This is a genomic window from Pseudoalteromonas rubra (assembly GCF_001482385.1).
Classification (GTDB): Bacteria; Pseudomonadota; Gammaproteobacteria; order Enterobacterales; family Alteromonadaceae; genus Pseudoalteromonas; species Pseudoalteromonas ardens.
Window position 1 is genome coordinate 926227 of record NZ_CP013611.1, and the last position, 16564, is coordinate 942790.

General features: G+C 48.1%; 16 protein-coding genes and 1 pseudogene. 4 read left to right on the forward strand and 13 right to left on the reverse strand.

The genetic code is table 11. The features are described from left to right. Position 1: 1 nt before the first annotated feature. The 3 genes from sdhA to sdhC are packed head-to-tail and all read right to left on the reverse strand — an operon-like array spanning position 2 to position 2490. Positions 2 to 1774 (reverse strand): succinate dehydrogenase flavoprotein subunit, encoded by a 1773-nt coding sequence (sdhA, locus tag AT705_RS04180; protein ID WP_010381483.1) that lies wholly within the window; start codon positions 1772 to 1774, stop codon positions 2 to 4. Then, positions 1775 to 2122, reverse strand: a complete 348-nt coding sequence (gene sdhD / locus AT705_RS04185; RefSeq protein WP_010381485.1) for a succinate dehydrogenase, hydrophobic membrane anchor protein — start codon at positions 2120 to 2122, stop codon at positions 1775 to 1777. It abuts the gene before it with no gap. Beyond that, on the reverse strand, positions 2113 to 2490 hold the full coding sequence (gene sdhC, locus AT705_RS04190) for a succinate dehydrogenase, cytochrome b556 subunit (RefSeq protein ID WP_081694265.1): 378 nt from the start codon (positions 2488 to 2490) through the stop codon (positions 2113 to 2115). The genes sdhD and sdhC overlap by 10 nt, the downstream gene beginning before the upstream one ends. A 412-nt stretch (positions 2491 to 2902) precedes the next feature. Between sdhC and AT705_RS04195 the strand changes: the two genes are divergently transcribed. From AT705_RS04195 to AT705_RS04205, 3 genes are all read left to right on the forward strand, one after another. Further along, positions 2903 to 4189, forward strand: a complete 1287-nt coding sequence (locus AT705_RS04195; RefSeq protein ID WP_058795616.1) for a citrate synthase — start codon at positions 2903 to 2905, stop codon at positions 4187 to 4189. Between the two features lie 132 nt (positions 4190 to 4321). Then, positions 4322 to 5545 carry an aminotransferase class V-fold PLP-dependent enzyme gene (locus AT705_RS04200; protein WP_058795617.1) on the forward strand — a complete coding sequence of 408 codons (1224 nt, stop codon included), beginning with the start codon at positions 4322 to 4324 and terminating at the stop codon, positions 5543 to 5545. A gap of 2 nt (positions 5546 to 5547) precedes the next feature. Further along, positions 5548 to 5955 carry a SufE family protein gene (locus tag AT705_RS04205; RefSeq protein ID WP_058795618.1) on the forward strand — a complete coding sequence of 136 codons (408 nt, stop codon included), beginning with the start codon at positions 5548 to 5550 and terminating at the stop codon, positions 5953 to 5955. 22 nt (positions 5956 to 5977) lie between these two features. Here the strand turns inward: AT705_RS04205 and tcdA are convergent, their stop codons facing one another. The 7 genes from tcdA to AT705_RS04240 all read right to left on the reverse strand — a co-directional run bounded on the left by tcdA (position 5978) and on the right by AT705_RS04240 (position 13208). Beyond that, positions 5978 to 6772, reverse strand: a complete 795-nt coding sequence (gene tcdA, locus AT705_RS04210; RefSeq protein ID WP_058795619.1) for a tRNA cyclic N6-threonylcarbamoyladenosine(37) synthase TcdA — start codon at positions 6770 to 6772, stop codon at positions 5978 to 5980. Position 6773: 1 nt separating this feature from the next. Next, complete coding sequence (locus AT705_RS04215) at positions 6774 to 7439, reverse strand: TIGR01621 family pseudouridine synthase (protein ID WP_058795620.1); 666 nt, start codon at positions 7437 to 7439, stop codon at positions 6774 to 6776. Next, entirely contained in the window at positions 7426 to 8190 is a 765-nt protein-coding gene (kdsB, locus tag AT705_RS04220) for a 3-deoxy-manno-octulosonate cytidylyltransferase (RefSeq protein WP_058795621.1), read from the reverse strand. The genes AT705_RS04215 and kdsB overlap by 14 nt, the downstream gene beginning before the upstream one ends. Beyond that, positions 8178 to 8375, reverse strand: coding sequence for a Trm112 family protein (locus tag AT705_RS04225; RefSeq protein WP_010381495.1), 198 nt, complete (start codon positions 8373 to 8375; stop codon positions 8178 to 8180). Before AT705_RS04225 ends, kdsB begins: the two co-directional genes overlap by 13 nt. Beyond that, positions 8365 to 9348 carry a tetraacyldisaccharide 4'-kinase gene (lpxK, locus tag AT705_RS04230; protein WP_058795622.1) on the reverse strand — a complete coding sequence of 328 codons (984 nt, stop codon included), beginning with the start codon at positions 9346 to 9348 and terminating at the stop codon, positions 8365 to 8367. Before lpxK ends, AT705_RS04225 begins: the two co-directional genes overlap by 11 nt. Continuing rightward, entirely contained in the window at positions 9345 to 11087 is a 1743-nt protein-coding gene (msbA, locus tag AT705_RS04235) for a lipid A export permease/ATP-binding protein MsbA (RefSeq protein WP_058795623.1), read from the reverse strand. The genes lpxK and msbA overlap by 4 nt, the downstream gene beginning before the upstream one ends. A 63-nt stretch (positions 11088 to 11150) precedes the next feature. Further along, the gene (locus tag AT705_RS04240) at positions 11151 to 13208 is read right to left on the reverse strand and encodes a DNA internalization-related competence protein ComEC/Rec2 (RefSeq protein WP_167551973.1); all 2058 of its coding nucleotides are present in this window, start codon (positions 13206 to 13208) and stop codon (positions 11151 to 11153) included. A 177-nt stretch (positions 13209 to 13385) separates the two neighbouring features. Between AT705_RS04240 and AT705_RS04245 the strand changes: the two genes are divergently transcribed. Further along, the gene (locus tag AT705_RS04245; RefSeq protein ID WP_058795625.1) at positions 13386 to 13901 is read left to right on the forward strand and encodes a DUF2062 domain-containing protein; all 516 of its coding nucleotides are present in this window, start codon (positions 13386 to 13388) and stop codon (positions 13899 to 13901) included. A 50-nt stretch (positions 13902 to 13951) separates the two neighbouring features. Here the strand turns inward: AT705_RS04245 and AT705_RS04250 are convergent. From AT705_RS04250 to mmsB, 3 genes and pseudogenes are all read right to left on the reverse strand, one after another. Beyond that, positions 13952 to 14596: pseudogene (locus tag AT705_RS04250) on the reverse strand (MarC family protein). A gap of 292 nt (positions 14597 to 14888) precedes the next feature. After that, the gene (locus AT705_RS04255; protein WP_049866073.1) at positions 14889 to 15650 is read right to left on the reverse strand and encodes an SDR family oxidoreductase; all 762 of its coding nucleotides are present in this window, start codon (positions 15648 to 15650) and stop codon (positions 14889 to 14891) included. A gap of 21 nt (positions 15651 to 15671) precedes the next feature. Continuing rightward, on the reverse strand, positions 15672 to 16562 hold the full coding sequence (gene mmsB, locus AT705_RS04260; RefSeq protein ID WP_058795626.1) for a 3-hydroxyisobutyrate dehydrogenase: 891 nt from the start codon (positions 16560 to 16562) through the stop codon (positions 15672 to 15674). Between the last annotated feature and the right edge of the window lie 2 nt (positions 16563 to 16564).

Genomic DNA, 16564 nt, shown 5'->3' on the forward strand with positions numbered 1-16564 from the left:
CCTAGTATGTACGTGCTTTCGGTGGGAATGCTTCACGTGTCTTAGGCGCAAAATTTACTTCGCGCTTAGTCATCGTGTCTGACTCTGGGTGATGCAGAGAGTGGCACAGCCAGTTCTCATCGTCACGCTCAGGGAAGTCAAAGCGAGAGTGTGCACCACGGCTTTCTGTACGGAAGTTAGCTGCAACGGCTGTTGAGTAAGCTGTTTCCATCAGGTTATCAAGCTCTAAGCACTCGATACGCTGGGTGTTAAACTCAGTTGACTTGTCGTCAAGACGCGCAAACTTAAGACGTTCACGGATCTCTTTAAGCTCTTTAAGACCATCCGCCATCGCATCACCTTCACGGAATACCGAGAAGTTAAGCTGCATACATTCTTGTAGATCTTTCTTGATCTGAACCGGGTCTTCGCCTTTGCCTTTCTCAGACGATTCCCAACGGTTAAAGCGCGCAAATGCCTGCTCAACATCGTCAGAAGATGCATCACCTGTAGACTCAAAGCCTTGTAGGTAAGTACCCAGGAAGTTACCTGCCGCACGACCGAATACAACCAGGTCAAGCAGTGAGTTACCACCCAGACGGTTTGCACCGTGTACAGATACACACGCGATTTCACCAACCGCGAACAGACCTTCAATGATGCGCTCTTCGCCGTTTTCATTCACGTTCAGTACCTGACCATTTACGTTGGTCGGAACACCACCCATCATGTAGTGACAAGTTGGGATAACCGGAATTGGCTCTTTAGCAGGGTCAACGTGTGCGAATGTCTTAGACAGGTCACATACGCCTGGCAGACGCAGGTTAAGCATTTCTTCACCCAGGTGGTCAAGCTTAAGCTTAATGTGTGTACCCCAAGGACCTTCACAACCACGGCCTTCACGGATTTCAGTCATCATCGCACGAGCAACAACGTCACGACCCGCAAGGTCTTTCGCGTTAGGCGCATAACGTTCCATGAAACGCTCGCCGTCTTTATTCAGAAGGTAACCACCTTCACCACGACAACCTTCAGTTACCAGCGTTCCCGCTCCAGCGATACCGGTTGGGTGGAACTGCCACATTTCCATGTCCTGCATAGAGATGCCAGCGCGAACCGCCATACCAACACCGTCGCCCGTGTTAATGTGCGCGTTAGTGGTTGATGCGTAGATACGACCTGCACCACCGGTTGCTAAAACAACGGCTTTAGACTTGAAGTAAACGACTTCGCCGCTTTCGATGTCGATTGCAGTAACACCAACTACGTCGCCTTTGTCGTTCTTAACCAGGTCAAGCGCGTACCACTCAGAGAAAACGTTAGTTTTGTTCTTAACGTTTTGCTGGTACAAGCAGTGTAGCAATGCGTGACCTGTACGGTCTGCCGCAGCCGCAGTACGTGCAGCCTGCTCACCACCAAAATTCTTAGACTGACCACCGAAAGGACGTTGATAAACACGGCCGTTCTCAAAACGAGAGAAAGGCAGACCCATGTTTTCAAGTTCAGTGATCGCCTCAGGACCTGTTTTGGTCATGTACTCAATCGCATCCTGGTCACCAATGTAATCAGAACCTTTTACCGTGTCGTACATGTGCCATTCCCAGTTGTCTTCGTGGGAGTTACCCAGCGCAACTGTAATACCACCCTGTGCAGATACCGTATGAGAACGTGTAGGGAATACTTTAGAGATCAATGCACAAGTTTTGCCTGACTCAGAAATCGCAAGCGCTGCGCGCATGCCAGCACCACCGGCGCCAACTACAACAGCGTCAAATTCACGAACATTATATTTCACTTAAACACCCCACAATACAAACAGGCCAACAACAACATAAGCCAGTGCCATCAGATTAAGTACAAAGCCCAGCACAGAGCGCATCGTTGAACACTTAACGTAGTCCGTCAGAACCTGCCACAAGCCAATGCGAGTGTGGACCATGATGCATACCAATGTGATGAAAGTTGCCGCTTTAACGGCCAGGTTTGAGAATAAACCTGTCCAGGCTTCATAGCTGATTTCGGGCGTTAGCAAAAAATAGCCAACGATAAACACCGAATAAGCCAGGATGATTAGTGCTGTCGTGCGCAGAGACACATAGTCTTGCACACCGTCGCGCTTCAGAGTTGCTTGATTTAAGACCATATCCACACTCCTGCCAGGATGGCTACGATTACCCACAGCGCCAATGCGATTTTAGCACTGGTGTTGCCCGATTCTAATTCTTCCCAGTGACCCATGTCTTGGATCATGTGACGTACACCGCCAATGATGTGGTAAGACAATACGGTGAGGGTGCCCCACGCGATGAATTTTGCAATAAAGCCAGTCATTAGCTCTTTAACAAATTCAAACCCTTCAGGAGAAGAAAGAGACTCAGACCACGCCCAAATGACAAAGGTCAATGCGAAGAATAACGCAACACCGGTGACACGGTGCAAAATCGACGCTTTTGCCGTAGGTGGCATAGAAATAGTCGTAAGATCTAGATTTACAGGTCTTTGCTTTTTCACAGTTACTTGCCCATCTTGCTCACAAAGGAGCTCATCTACTTGTTTTTATAAAACCACTTGCGCTGCTTGCACAAATGGCACACTCTAGATATACCTGTTTAAACACTGAGCGGTTCACAAAGTGAAAAATGCCAATGTAAAAATAGGTTTACCCACAGACGACACGGTATAAAACCGTAGATAGTATATAAGGCCAAGCGGCCTTTTACAATTCTTGTTTAGATTGAGACGCTTGCGAATTAGCCGATGGTATAATATTTAAACTGCGTAGAATATTTATCATACATTTCTGCATAATTCTCAGAAAAATTGACTTTCCACCCCCATTTTAAGTTAGAATGATCTGAATTTGCTTAACATTAGTATCACAACATAACAATCAGAATATTGTTATTTCATAGGAGATAAATAGATGGCAGATAAGAAAGCCACAGTCCATATCGATGGTCATGATCCGATCGAACTCCCGATCTACTCTGGCACTGCTGGCCAGGACGTAGTCGACGTCCGCACACTTGGCGCTCACGGCTTCTTCACATACGACCCTGGTTTTATGTCGACTGGCTCTTGCGAATCATCTATTACTTATATCGATGGTGCAAAGGGTGTACTACTACACCGTGGTTACCCAATCGAGCAATTAGCAGAGCAATCTAACTACATTGAGCTGTGCTACCTGCTTCTAAACGGTGAATTACCAAACGACGCGCAACTTGAAGAATTTGCAAAGAACATCACGCACAACACTATGTTGCATGAGAAAATTGCGTCTTTCTTCCAAGGCTTCCGTGTAGATTCTCACCCAATGGCGATGCTATGTGGTGTGGTTGGTGCATTGTCTTCATTCTACCATGATGACCTGGACATCTCAGACGCTGATCAGCGTATGCGTTGTGCAATCAAGTTGGTTGCTAAGCTACCGACGATTGCTGCTATGGCATACAAGTACAACACAGGTCAGCCGTTCGTCTATCCACGTAACGACCTGAGCTACGCTGAAAACTTCCTGCACATGATGTTCTCAGTACCGGCTGAAGAGTACAAGGTGAACCCTGTTCTGGCGAAAGCAATGGATCGTATCTTCATGCTTCACGCTGACCACGAACAAAACGCGTCTACTTCAACAGTCCGTCTTGCTGGCTCTTCAGGTGCTAACCCTTATGCGTGTATCGCAGCAGGTATCGCTTCACTTTGGGGCCCAGCGCACGGTGGTGCAAACGAAGCATGTCTGACCATGCTGGAAGAAATCGGCACAGTTGACCGTATCGACGAATACGTTGCAAAAGCAAAAGACAAGAACGACCCGTTCCGTCTGATGGGCTTTGGTCACCGTGTATACAAGAACTTCGACCCACGTGCGACAGTAATGCGTCAAACTTGCCACGAAGTACTGAAAGAGCTGAACATTCAGGATCCATTGCTTGACGTTGCAATGAAACTTGAACAAATCGCGCTTGAAGACCCGTACTTTGTTGAGAAGAAACTGTACCCGAATGTTGATTTCTACTCAGGTATCATCCTGAAAGCAATCGGTATTCCAACCAGCATGTTCACTGTGATCTTCGCTATGTCTCGTACTGTTGGCTGGATCTCACACTGGAACGAAATGCTGTCTCAGCCGGGCCACAAAATTGGTCGTCCACGTCAGCTGTACACAGGTTACACTGCACGCGACTACAAAAAAGAAGGCGACAGATAAGCCACGCTTAACTTACGCTTTTAAAATAGGGTTGCCAGTGGCAGCCCTTTTTTATGCCTCTCGATCAGACAGACTTGCAAGCCACTATAAATCCGGTAAAATCCGCCTGTTCAGGCGCAGTAGGAGACCCTTTTGAACGAAAACCCTTGCACACAACTTCGGCATGATTTCCCCATTTTTTCGGTGTCACTAGATGACCAGCCATTGTGTTATTTAGACTCTGCTGCAACGACCCAAAAGCCGCATCAGGTTATCCAGGCTGTAAAGGAGTTTTACCAGTCTCAAAACGCCAATGTACACCGGGGTTTACACACGCTCAGTGAGCAGGCAACGACCGCCTACGAAGCTGTGAGAGGCAAAATTGCGCAGTTTCTGAACGTACAAAGCAAAGAAATCGTCTGGACCAGTGGCGCCACAGCCTCGCTCAATTTAATCGCCTATGGCCTCAGCGAAGGTCTGGATAAAGATGATGTGATCCTGCTTTCGCCTTTGGAGCATCACGCGAATATTGTTCCCTGGCAACTCGCGGCACAGCGCACAGGCGCCCGTATTGAGTTGTTGCCAGTAGATGCGCAAGGTATTCTCCAGCTAGAACAAGCCAAAGCGCTGATTGCGAGCCTGAAACCAAAAGTACTGAGCGTCTGTCATGCCTCCAATGCACTGGGTAATATCAATGACGTGGCAGCATTGATAGGCAGCTGCAAAAAATCAGATACCATTACAGTGATAGATGGCGCACAGTCTTTATTACACCTGCGCCCGGATCTGCAGCAACTTGATTGCGATTTTTATGTCTTTTCCGCTCACAAAGCGTTAGGGCCTACTGGCCTCGGTGGCCTGTATGGTCGCTATGACCTGCTGAATGCCCTGCCCGTCTATCAAAGCGGTGGTGAAATGATAGACACAGTCAGCTTTGCTGGCACAACGTTTCGCCCGGCACCTGAAAAATTTGAGCCCGGCACGCCCAACATTGCCGGTGTGATTGGCTTTGGCGCAGCGCTGGAATACCTGATGGCGCTCGAGCATAACTCTTTGTTCCAGCACGAACAGGCGATTTATCGCTCGTTAGTTAAACAACTAAGCGAAATTGATGGGATCCGGATTTGGGGCGATACCACCCATAATGTCGGCACAATCAGCTTTAGTTATAAAAATGAACATCATTACGACCTGGCAACGCTACTGAATACCCACGGTATTGCCGTCAGAAGCGGCCATCACTGCACGCAACCACTAATGGCACATCTGGGCATTGAGGGGACTATCCGAGTCAGCCTGGCATTTTATAATAATCATCAAGACATCTGTCGATTTATCGCGGCACTGAAAGACACAATCAGCTTATTAGAAGAGTAATTATGGACTTATCACACATAGAGCAGACCCTTGCTCAGCACAGCGCCTGGCAGGGCAAATATCGCGAAATCATGCAACTGGGCAAAGCACTCCCAACGATGCCTGATGCGCTTAAAACGGAAGCTGCTCTGGTGAAAGGCTGTGAAAGTAAAGTTTGGTTGCACCTGGATCTGGATGAGCAACAACAGCGACTGGTGCTCATCGCCGATTCTGACACTCGCATAGTGAAAGGTTTACTGGCAATTATTCTTGCTTGCTATAACAACCAGTTACCGGCAGAAGCAAAAAAAATTGATGGCTATGAGTTATTTTCCACTCTGGGCCTTATCAAACACCTGAGCCCATCTCGTGGTAATGGCGTTCGCGCAATTGTGGAGCGTATTCATCAACAACTTCAGGTGCTGCAATAGCACCTGAAAGACCCCTAGTAATTTAGCCAGCTTCCCTTGCCCGCTTGTCCAGGTGCTTACGGATCGCTTTTGCCGCGGCAAAAAAGCCAAAACTGCCTGTCACCATAGTTGCAGAGCCAAACCCGGTCGCACAGTCCATATTTTTACTGCCATCAGCCATTTGCTTGGCCTTACAGACGCTACCGTCTCCCGTTGGGTAAACCAGTTGCTCCGTTGAGTACACACAATCAACGGCAAACTTGCGTTTCGGGTTAGTTGTAAAATTATATTGCTTGCGCAGCAGATATCGGACTTTTGCAAGCAAAGGATCGTGTGTCGTTTTGGCCACGTCTCCATAGCAAATCTGACTTGGATCTGTCTGACCACCTGCGCCACCAGTGGTGATCACTGGGATTTTTTGACGCTTACAGTGGGCTATCAGCGCCGCCTTCTCTTTTACCGCATCGATACAGTCGATGACATAATCAAATCCCTGGATATGCTCTTTGATATTATCGAGTGTGATAAAGTCATCTATTACCTCAACCTGACAATCCGGGTTGATAGACTGACAACGCGCCTGCATGGCTTCGACTTTAGGTTGGCCTATACTCTCAGTTTTTGCATGTAGCTGGCGATTGATATTTGTGACACAGATGTCATCAAGATCGATCAGAGTTATTTTACCTATACCGGTGCGCGCCAGAGCTTCTGCTACCCAGCTACCTACGCCGCCAATACCTATTACACAGAAACTGGCTTCGCCAAGCCAGGCTAGCTCTGTATCACCATACAAGCGGCCTATGCCACCAAATCTTAAGGATGTATCTTGCGTCATATTACCACTCTAACTCTCTGGGCTTTGCCCAGCTTTGCATTACTTCTGTGTCTGCCAGCTCAGCAAACCGCGCCCCGCCCTGCGGCAAAGCATAAAATGTCATTCTTTCGCTATCCCACTCAAAACTTAAGCAGTAAGCATGCAGATAGACCCTGTCGGCCTCACTCCCCCCATAACTGACATCACCCAGGATTGGTGCAGACAGGCTTTTTAACGCCACCCGCAGCTGATGGGTTTTGCCGCTGTATGGTTTGAGTAAACAAGCTCTGAGACCCGGTGCTACGCTGGCACTGTAAAAGCGCGTGATGGCCGGGTTGTCCTGACTCGTTAATAACTTATAAGTGCCACGCCGCGACTTAGCCATATCGCCTTTAATCCAGCCTTGCTTCTTTTTAGGTTTGCTGTCAATCAGGGCAAGATAGAATTTATCCACGGTCCTACTGGTAAACAGCTCAGTCAGCCTGGCTGCTGCATGACTAGAGCGAGCCAGTACCAGTAAGCCCGAAGTCACCTTATCGAGTCTGTGTACTGGGTATAGCGATTCTCCAAGCTGTTCAGCTAATAAAGCAACAAAACCGCTTTCCTGCTCACTGTGAAAGCTCACTCCCGCGGGCTTAAGCGCCACCACAAAGTCCGGGTGACTGGCAATGACCTCAATGGGTGCCATTGAGATACTCGACTACACGCTTTAAATCTTCCGGTGTATCAACCCCGGCATAAACTGGACGGCAAGCTTTGGCAATTTTGATCCGATAACCGTGATACAGTACGCGTAACTGCTCCAACGATTCCTGACCTTCGAGGGGAGAAACCGGTAAAGCCAGGTAGGTTTTAATGAAACCGGCACGATAGGCATAGATACCCACATGGCGTTGAAAATGTGCCAGTGGAACTTTGCTCTCATCCAGCGTCATCATGCTGTCGCGCTGAAACGGGATAGAAGCGCGTGAAAAATACAGGGCATTGTGGTGGGCATCCTGAACCACTTTGACCGCATTAGGATTCAACACTTCGTGAACGTCTGTAACGTCCACACTGAGTGTGGCCATCGGGGCTTCCTGCGCATCATGCAGCAAAGTAGCGACCTGAGTGATATTTTCCGGCGCCAGTAAGGGCTCATCACCCTGAACATTAACCACTAAGGTATCATCAGCCAGTCCCAGCTGTTCAACCACTTCTGCAAGACGCTCCGTTCCCGATTGATGATCTTCTCGCGTCATCAATACGTTTTCAGTAAAAGCTTGAGCGCGCTCAAACACCTGCGCATTATCGGTCGCGATATAAACGGCTTTAGCACCGGACTTCATGGCCTGCTCATAAACATGTTGGATCATAGGCTTACCACAAATGTCAGCCAGAGGTTTGCCCGGCAGACGGGTTGAAGCGTAACGCGCCGGAATAACGACTATGAATTCCACTTTTCGACCTCTTCGAGCGATAATTCGCGCGCTTCATTTTCCAATAGTACTGGAATGTCGTTTCTTACCGGGTAAGCCAGTTTCGCAGCCGTGCTGATCAGCTCCTGATTGTCTTTGTCAAATCTCAGTTTTCCTTTGCAAACCGGACAGGCAATAATCTCGAGTAATTTAGTGTCAAAGGCCATGGTTGACTATCCCTTTTTGTTTTAATAACGAATTAAGTTGTTGTGTAAGTTCAGCACTTGGCTGTGCGTCTACTTTTAAATAATACCAATTTTCTTTACCGAATGACTGGCATTTTACTGCGTCTTTTTCGGTCATAAATACTGCCAGGTCTTCGCAGGTCGCAAAGTCAGGCTCGCTGTAAGCGTGGTGATCGGCAAAATGCAGTGTATTAAGCAGCTCAACACCATCTGAGCGCAATGATTGTTCAAAGCGTTGCGGATTGCCAATGGCACTTACAGCAATGCCCTGCTCAGCTATTTTTTCAATTGTCTGATTATCGCGGACGCTGAAATAGCCACTGCGTACCAGCTCATAGCCAACCCCATCTGACTTGCCATTATAGACGACTAAGTCAGTGTGCTTAAGGCGGCTCGGCGTTTCACGTAATGGGCCAGCCGGTAGCAACAGAGTGTTACCAAAGCGGCGCTGCGCATCAACGATGCAAATCTCAATATCCCGGGCCAGCTGATAGTGCTGCAGGCCGTCGTCACTGACGATAATATCCGGTTTATCCTCGCGCATCAGCAGTTCAATACTCGCCTGGCGATCACCACCTATCATCACCGGACAGCCTAATCGCTTGTATATCAATAAAGGCTCGTCACCTGCTTCTTTGGCGCTGCTGCTATCTGTCACTCGATATGGCAGGCTGGGGGGGTGTGCACCATAGCCACGGCTGATCACCGCGACTTTGAGACCCAAAGATTCAAGATATGGCACCAGCCACAACACAAACGGCGTTTTGCCGTTGCCACCTATGCCGATATTGCCAACGATGATCACCGGCACGGGCGCTTTATAGACACGTTTAAGACCCAGCTTAAACAGCGCCCTGCGCAGTGAACTCAGCAACCAAAATACCCCAGACAAAGGCAACAGTAAGATATTTATCAGCCCTAAAGGTTGATACCAACTGCGCTCTAAGCGATTCATGCCTGCTCACCGTACTGCATCTGACACAAAGCAGCATAAATCCCCTTTTGCTCCAGCAATGCCTGATGCTTGCCTTGCTCGACAATACGCCCCTGATCGAGCACATAGATGCAGTCTGATTGCTCAATGGTCGACAAGCGATGTGCGATCACAATAGAGGTTTTATCTTTCATCAGGTTGTCGAGCGCTTGCTGAATTAACCGCTCTGACTCAGTATCCAATGCCGAAGTTGCTTCATCCAATATCAGAATGGGGGCATTTTTAACAATTGCACGGGCGATAGCGATGCGTTGACGCTGACCGCCGGAAAGCATGACGCCATTTTCACCCACCATGGTATTCAAACCCTCTGGCAAGTCTTTAACAAATTCCCAGACATGCGCCTGTTTCGCCACCAGCTCCAGCTCCTCCTGGGTATAGGGGCGCTCCAGACCATACATGATGTTATTAGCGATGGTATCGTTGAACAACATCACCTGTTGTGACACCAGCGCGAACTGTTTACGCAGTGATGGCAAAGTGTAGTCTTGAAGTTTCACCCCATCGAGGGTGATCTCTCCTTCATCCCAGTCATAAAAACGTGGCAACAGGTTGGACAAAGTTGATTTGCCCGAGCCACTGCGCCCCACTAGCGCAATGCTCTGACCGGCCGGAATTTGCAAAGACAAGGATTTTATAACGGCTTCGTCTTTGCCCGGATAATGGAATGTCACACCAGAAACTGTCAGCTCGCCTTTCACACTATCCGCTTCGAGCTTGCCTGTATTCTTTTCCTGCTCTTTGTCCAGAATTTCAAAAATACTGGTGGCAGCGGCAATCCCCCGCTGTAAATCACTATTCACATTAGCCAACTGCTTGAGCGGTCTGAGCATCATCATCATCGACGTTGTCAAAGACACAAAGGTACCCGACGAAATCGTGTCGATCATATCTGGCATCGCGATAATAGCAAGGATCAACGCCATCGCGCTGGCTGCAATAATTTGGATCACAGACACGCTTAGCGCCCTGGTCGCATCCATCTTCACTCTTTGCTGGCGATTACGATTGTTGACATCAGCAAAGTGAGTTATCTCTTTGTCCTGGCCGCCGAAGCCATGGATCACTTTATGCCCCGCCAGCATTTGCTCAGAACTGCGGGTCACCTCTCCCATGGCATCCTGAATGTTCTTTGAGATCTTGCGAAAACGCTTAGAGACCAGATTGACAATCACGCCAACAATGGGAATAACAACTAAGAATATCAAGGACAACTGCCAGCTGGCGTTGAACATCACCACCAGAAGGAATAATACAAAAGCCCCTTCACGGATCATAACCTGCAAAGCACGGGTTACGGCTTGTTGCACTTGCTCAGTATCGAACGTGATTTTCGAGATCATTTCACCATTAGAATGTTGATCATGAAAACTCACGGGTAAAAATAACATATGCTCAAACAAGGATTGGCGTAGCTTTCTGACCACCTGAGAACCCACATAGCTCAGGCAGTATGATGCCATGTAATTGAAAATACCCCGTCCTATAACCAGTAGCACCACCACAATGGGTGCCATTTTTAACACCTCTGCGTTGCGCTCTGTCAGGCCATCATCGATAAAAGGCTGCATCAGCTGAACAAAGAGTGCGTCCATTGCGGCATAACCGAGCATGCCAATAATGGCAAACAAGGCGGGCACTTTAAAATCGAAGGTGTAACTCAGAAGCCGCTTGTAGATCTGCTTGGCGGATTGTTGCATAGTGTCTCTCTGGTACGTCATAACCCGCGTATTGTAGCGGTACTGATGGCAAAACTGAATGCATTATCTTAAGAACCAAAAACTTTTCCTGTCCCGGGCAGTTTCTGATTGAACGTCTGTCCCGGTTATTTTGAATCGGATCTGACCTTCTTCGGCCGTATCCAGCATACGACTGCCGATTAACTGGTAGCGCTCCACAACCTCCTCGTGCGGCAAACGCCATGGCGAGTAGTAGCCGCGTGAGAACACAACCCATCTCGGTGCAACGGCTGAGACAAACGCCATACTGGACGACGTGTTACTGCCGTGATGCGGCGCAATCAGTATATCTGCGGGCACTTTTCCACCTTGTAACGCCAGCAATGCATGCTCAGCCAGCTGTTCAATGTCCCCAGGCAACAGTAGATTAGTATTGCCATCACTAACCCTGATCACACATGAGTTATTGTTGTCACTGTTCATTGGGGCCACTGGCCAGAGCGACTCTATGGTTAGTTTATCCATTGTCACCGTTTTTAAGGTGCACAGCGCCTTACCGTCCCCCTCATGAAATAGCCCAAGCGAGCGGCCACCATCGTAGCGGTATAAATCTGCTAACCCACCATTGTGGTCACTGTCATCATGGCTTATCACGGTATGCAGCAAGCGAATACGATTAGCCTCAAGGTAGAGCTTGATCACATTATCGAACAATGAATAACGGGAAAAGTAACTGGCACCTAGGTCAACCAAAATACCTTTGCCCTGCGTGGATACCAATACCGCCGTGCCATGACCAACATCAAAGACATCCACTTGCCAGTCAGGAGGACGCTCAAGCACACTGAATATCACCCCGGCAGACAGCGGGATCCAGGCAAAGATCCGGGTCACGGCACACATACAAAGGAGCAATGCCAGATAGCCTAACGTCACCACCTCAATGCTCACGGTACCCGTCTGCCACCAATGGTAAGGAAATGAGTTTACCCATTGGTAGACAGAGTTCAACAGTGCATCAAATGGGCCCAACACCGCCTTGTCCATGATCAGCACAGCAAGTGTGTGCAGTAACAAAAGCGGAAAAATCACCACTGTCAGCAAGGGTACAACCAACAAATTAACTAAGATACTGCTCGCACTAAACCCATGATACGAATAGAGAGTGAGCGGCAATAATGTAACAAATAAAGCACATTGCAAATAACATAGAAGCTTAACTTTGGACGTATGCTCTGACTCCTGCATCAAAGTTCGAAATACGAAAAAAATCGTCACAACGGCCAGGAATGAAAAATACAGGCCCAGATTAAGCACCGCAAACGGGTTGGCAACCAGGATCACAACCAACGCATACAACAAGACTCTTGCAGGGCTCAATTGCCGGGCAAACAAAAAGCAACAAGCTCCCAGCAAAGCCATTAACCAGGCACGCTGTGCAGACACCTGTAACCCACTTAGCCACACATACACACCACTGAGCCCCAGCGCGAAAACAAAATAACCCAGCTGATAGTTATGCCATTGAGATAAATGCGGCCAAAATAACCACAAGCCGAACTTACAAAGAGCAAAACTCAGCGCAAAGACAATGGCGACATGCAAACCAGAAATAGCCAGCAAGTGACTCAGTCCCAGCGACTTAAAATGGTCTTTGTCCGCTTGCGCAATGGCACTTTTATCTCCCGTGAGCAACACATAATAGAACCAGCCAAAATGTAACCCTTCGAACGCCTCTGCAACCCAGTCACGATATACCGCTCGCGAGGCTTTTTGTTCGCCAGCAATCACTTCAGACACAGCTATCCGGCCTTTGTAGAATATCTGGCTTCGAAAGGCATAAAGCTCAGCATCAAATACCGTAAAGTTTTTTCGACTACGAAATGGTTTAAGAATGGCGCTTCCTGACAGCACTGTTTCGTGTAACTCAGCAGGCAGTTCACCGCTCAATGAGGCATTGATCCGTATAGCACGATACCAAGGTACTTTATATTGTCCCAGTTGTTTCAGATCGAGCGTGACATAGGGTCGCGTACCTGAGCCTATCACTTTGCTCACAACACCGACCACTGCGACCTCCTGCTCTAAGACTTTTTCAGCAACCGGTGGTGCATAAACCAGCCAATAGTGACAAATCGTCACAAAAATACCTAAAATAAAACCTGCCAAAACACTCGAAAAAGCCTTAAAATACCCGCAGAGAAAAAGGAGCACGCCTGAGCAGACAAACCACTGCCACTGACTCAGATAAAACACTGAGATCAGGCACCCGCTGATCAGGCCGCAGCAAATCAATATTGATGTAAATGGTTGCTTAACATGCCAAAAAAGACGATCCAAAGGTTTCTACCCGATCACAACAAGATCAAACAGCAAAAGTCGCTGAAAATATTCGGCAGTTTGTTACATGACGCAAACCTTTGGCATTTAAATCGCCGCTCGGCGCGGGGGGCCTTCTCCGTCGGCCTGTTCTTTGCTTTCATCCCTGTTCCTTTTCAAATGGTCCTTGCAGCCGCCCTGGCTATCCCTTTCAGAGTCAATTTACCACTTTCCATCGCGTTGGTGTGGATCACTAACCCACTGACTATGCCCCCTATTTTCTATGCATCTTATCAGGTTGGCGCATTCGCACTGGGCCAGGAAGAGCAACCGTTTCACTTTGAAGCCAGCTGGAACTGGCTGGTCGAGAGCCTCTCAACCATCGGGCCCGCATTTATGGTCGGCTCGCTGATCTGCGCCTGTATGGCCGCCATTTTGGGCTTCTTTGTTATCGACTTTTTGTGGCGCCGCTCGGTAAATAAAGCCTGGGCTGAACGTAACCAACAATCCAACTAACAGCCCTCTTTATGGTTTAGCAGCCCACAGGCTGCTTTTCCAGCGACATATCATACAACTTCGCATAATTGAGTCGTCAACCCCGTCACGAGAACCTCGCTCAGATTGGTTATGTATTCATGCCAGTTGATATCACTATCGAAGTAACTCACAAAGCCTGCCAGAGCATTTATCACTGCCACAGATGCCAGTATCAGCCCCATCACACGACTTATTACACTTGCACCGGCATTACCTATTACTTTGTGTATACTGCTAGCGACTAACATCATGGCCGCAGTTTGTACCGCTCGAACAAATTAAATCGGGCATTTTCTGTTAGCAGTACACACGCCAGTATGGGCTACGGATGGCACGGCAAGCGGAGAAATTGCGGTTTCATGGTGGTCCCAGACTAATTTCACTTCTTCGTCTGGTATACTTTCACCGAAAATCATCGACAATGCGAACAAAAACAACACAATGCCACCGGCTATCTGAAATGCTGGCAACGGTATCCCCATCGCTGTAAGCAAAAGCTCACAGGCAATCGCAAAGAAGACCAATAAAACAGCCGCAACTAAGCTGGTAATCATGGCTACCTTGCGTTTTGCCGCAGCATCGTATCCACGAGTAACAGCAATGAAAACGGGCACAGTCCCAATGGGTTCGATAACCGCAAAAAAGAAAATAAACGTCGCAACAAAGTCAATCACACTATGTCCTTTATCAGTGGGCTGAATAGCCAATCATTTGATATTTTAGCTCCAGGTTAGCTAAGGAGTGCAGAAATTGACGCTATTTATCAAAAATCAACGAGAAGATATTGAGAAAATGAAGTGCAGATTGGCAGTACTACCATAAACTAAAAAGCGGCAGGTATGCGTGGCCTGCCGCTTGATTCAACACACTTTCTTCTTTCGAAGATAAAGGAACATAAGTATGCGAATTCTTTTGTATTGGTTTAGGGTGAAAATGAAACAAAACCGATACTTAAGTATTAATTTATCAGAGTCTGATCCCGCCGTCAATTTCTACTACACGACCAGTGAAAAAGTCATTCTCGATGATGTATTTTGCTGTATGGGCTATCTCGCCCGCTTCACCCAGACGACCAACGGGTTTCATCTTCAGCAGTCGTTCTTTGGCTTCTGGTTTCATTGCGTCCGTCATCTGCGTGCGGATCACACCGGGTGCGATTGCACCGACACGAATACCATAACGACCAAGTTCTTTGGCCCAGGACGTTGTCATCGCAACAACACCCGCTTTGGCGGCTGAGTAGTTGGTCTGGCCCATGTTACCTGCTCGTGCAACACTCGACATATTGATGATAACGCCCCCTTCCTGGCCTTCTACCATCTTAGTTGCCGCTTCACGGCCACATAGGAAAACCCCGGTTAAGTTAACATCAAGCACAGACTGGAACTGTTGCAATGACATCTTATCAGTCACTTCTCCGTCTTTGGCTTTTAATAGCAGGCCATCACGCAAAATGCCTGCATTGTTAACCAGCACGGAAATCTTACCCAGATCTGCGACTATGTCGTTAAACACTTGCTCAACGTCACTTTCCAGACTGACATTAGCCACATACGTTTTTACTTCAACATCCAGTGCTCTAAGTTCTGTGGCTGCTTCTTGCAGCTGCTCTTCCTGCATGTCAATCAGTGCCAGTTTGGCACCCATTTTGGCAAGTTCCGTTGCCATCGCAAAGCCAAGGCCTTGCGCACCACCGGTGATCACCACCGCTTTATTCTTTATATCCATGATATTTCAACCCTGCTTCTGTTACTGCTTTTGTGAATAGAGTTTAAAAATAGCACTAAAATCTTCACTGCCACTGCCCTGATTCTGCATCAGGTTGTAGAGATTTTTTGCCAGTGCCCCCATCGGCGTAGCCGAGTTTGTTTGCTGTGCCGCCTGCATCGCCAGGCCCAGATCTTTGGCCATCAAATCAACCATAAATCCAGGTTTATACCCATTTGACGAAGGCACATTCTCTAATACGTCCGGACATGGGTTATATAACTCCAGTGTCCAGTTGCGACCCGAGCTGTTGAGCATAATCTCGCTCAATACTTTTGGATCAAGGCCGTGGTCAACGCCCATTTGCAGTGCTTCACTGGTGCCTGCCATGAGTATTGATAGCAGCATATTATTACAGATCTTAGCGACCTGGCCTGCTCCCACAGCACCGGCATGGAAAATATTCTTTCCCATGTCGTTAAGGACGGTTTGCGCTTTATTGAAGTCATCGTCATTACCGCCAACGATAAAGGTCAGTGTACCCGCAGCAGCACCAGCAACACCACCTGAAACAGGAGCATCAACAAACGCAATGCCGGCGTCGGTCAGAGCGCTGCCAACAAACTGCGCTGATTCTGCATCTATGGTTGAGCAGTCTATTACCAGCGTCGACTTTTCAAGATAGTTGATTAAGCCATCTTCGCCAGTATAAATCATCCGCACATGCTTGCTGGCAGGTAACATACTCACGACAAAATCGGCCCCAGAGCAAACATCAGAGACTTTGTCTGCTGCCATAGCGCCCAGCGATACAAGGTGTGCCACGGCTTCAGCACTGAGATCAAACACAGTGACCTGGTGCCCGGCTTTCACCAAATTGGCGGCCATTGGGCCACCCATATTTCCTAAACCAATAAATCCAATCTTTGCCATAT

Excerpts from the sequence above, each read along its gene's own strand:
- lpxK (WP_058795622.1), bottom strand. The coding sequence starts at position 9,348 with ATGAATCGCTTAGAGCGCAGTTGGTATCAACCTTTAGGGCTGATAAAT.
- tcdA (WP_058795619.1), bottom strand. The coding sequence starts at position 6,772 with ATGACGCAAGATACATCCTTAAGATTTGGTGGCATAGGCCGCTTGTAT.
- msbA (WP_058795623.1), bottom strand. The coding sequence starts at position 11,087 with ATGCAACAATCCGCCAAGCAGATCTACAAGCGGCTTCTGAGTTACACC.
- AT705_RS04205 (WP_058795618.1), top strand. The coding sequence starts at position 5,548 with ATGGACTTATCACACATAGAGCAGACCCTTGCTCAGCACAGCGCCTGG.
- mmsB (WP_058795626.1), bottom strand. The coding sequence starts at position 16,562 with ATGGCAAAGATTGGATTTATTGGTTTAGGAAATATGGGTGGCCCAATG.
- AT705_RS04195 (WP_058795616.1), top strand. The coding sequence starts at position 2,903 with ATGGCAGATAAGAAAGCCACAGTCCATATCGATGGTCATGATCCGATC.
- AT705_RS04215 (WP_058795620.1), bottom strand. The coding sequence starts at position 7,439 with ATGGCACCCATTGAGGTCATTGCCAGTCACCCGGACTTTGTGGTGGCG.
- AT705_RS04245 (WP_058795625.1), top strand. The coding sequence starts at position 13,386 with ATGCCAAAAAAGACGATCCAAAGGTTTCTACCCGATCACAACAAGATC.
- AT705_RS04225 (WP_010381495.1), bottom strand. The coding sequence starts at position 8,375 with ATGGCCTTTGACACTAAATTACTCGAGATTATTGCCTGTCCGGTTTGC.
- sdhD (WP_010381485.1), bottom strand. The coding sequence starts at position 2,122 with ATGGTCTTAAATCAAGCAACTCTGAAGCGCGACGGTGTGCAAGACTAT.
- AT705_RS04255 (WP_049866073.1), bottom strand. The coding sequence starts at position 15,650 with ATGGATATAAAGAATAAAGCGGTGGTGATCACCGGTGGTGCGCAAGGC.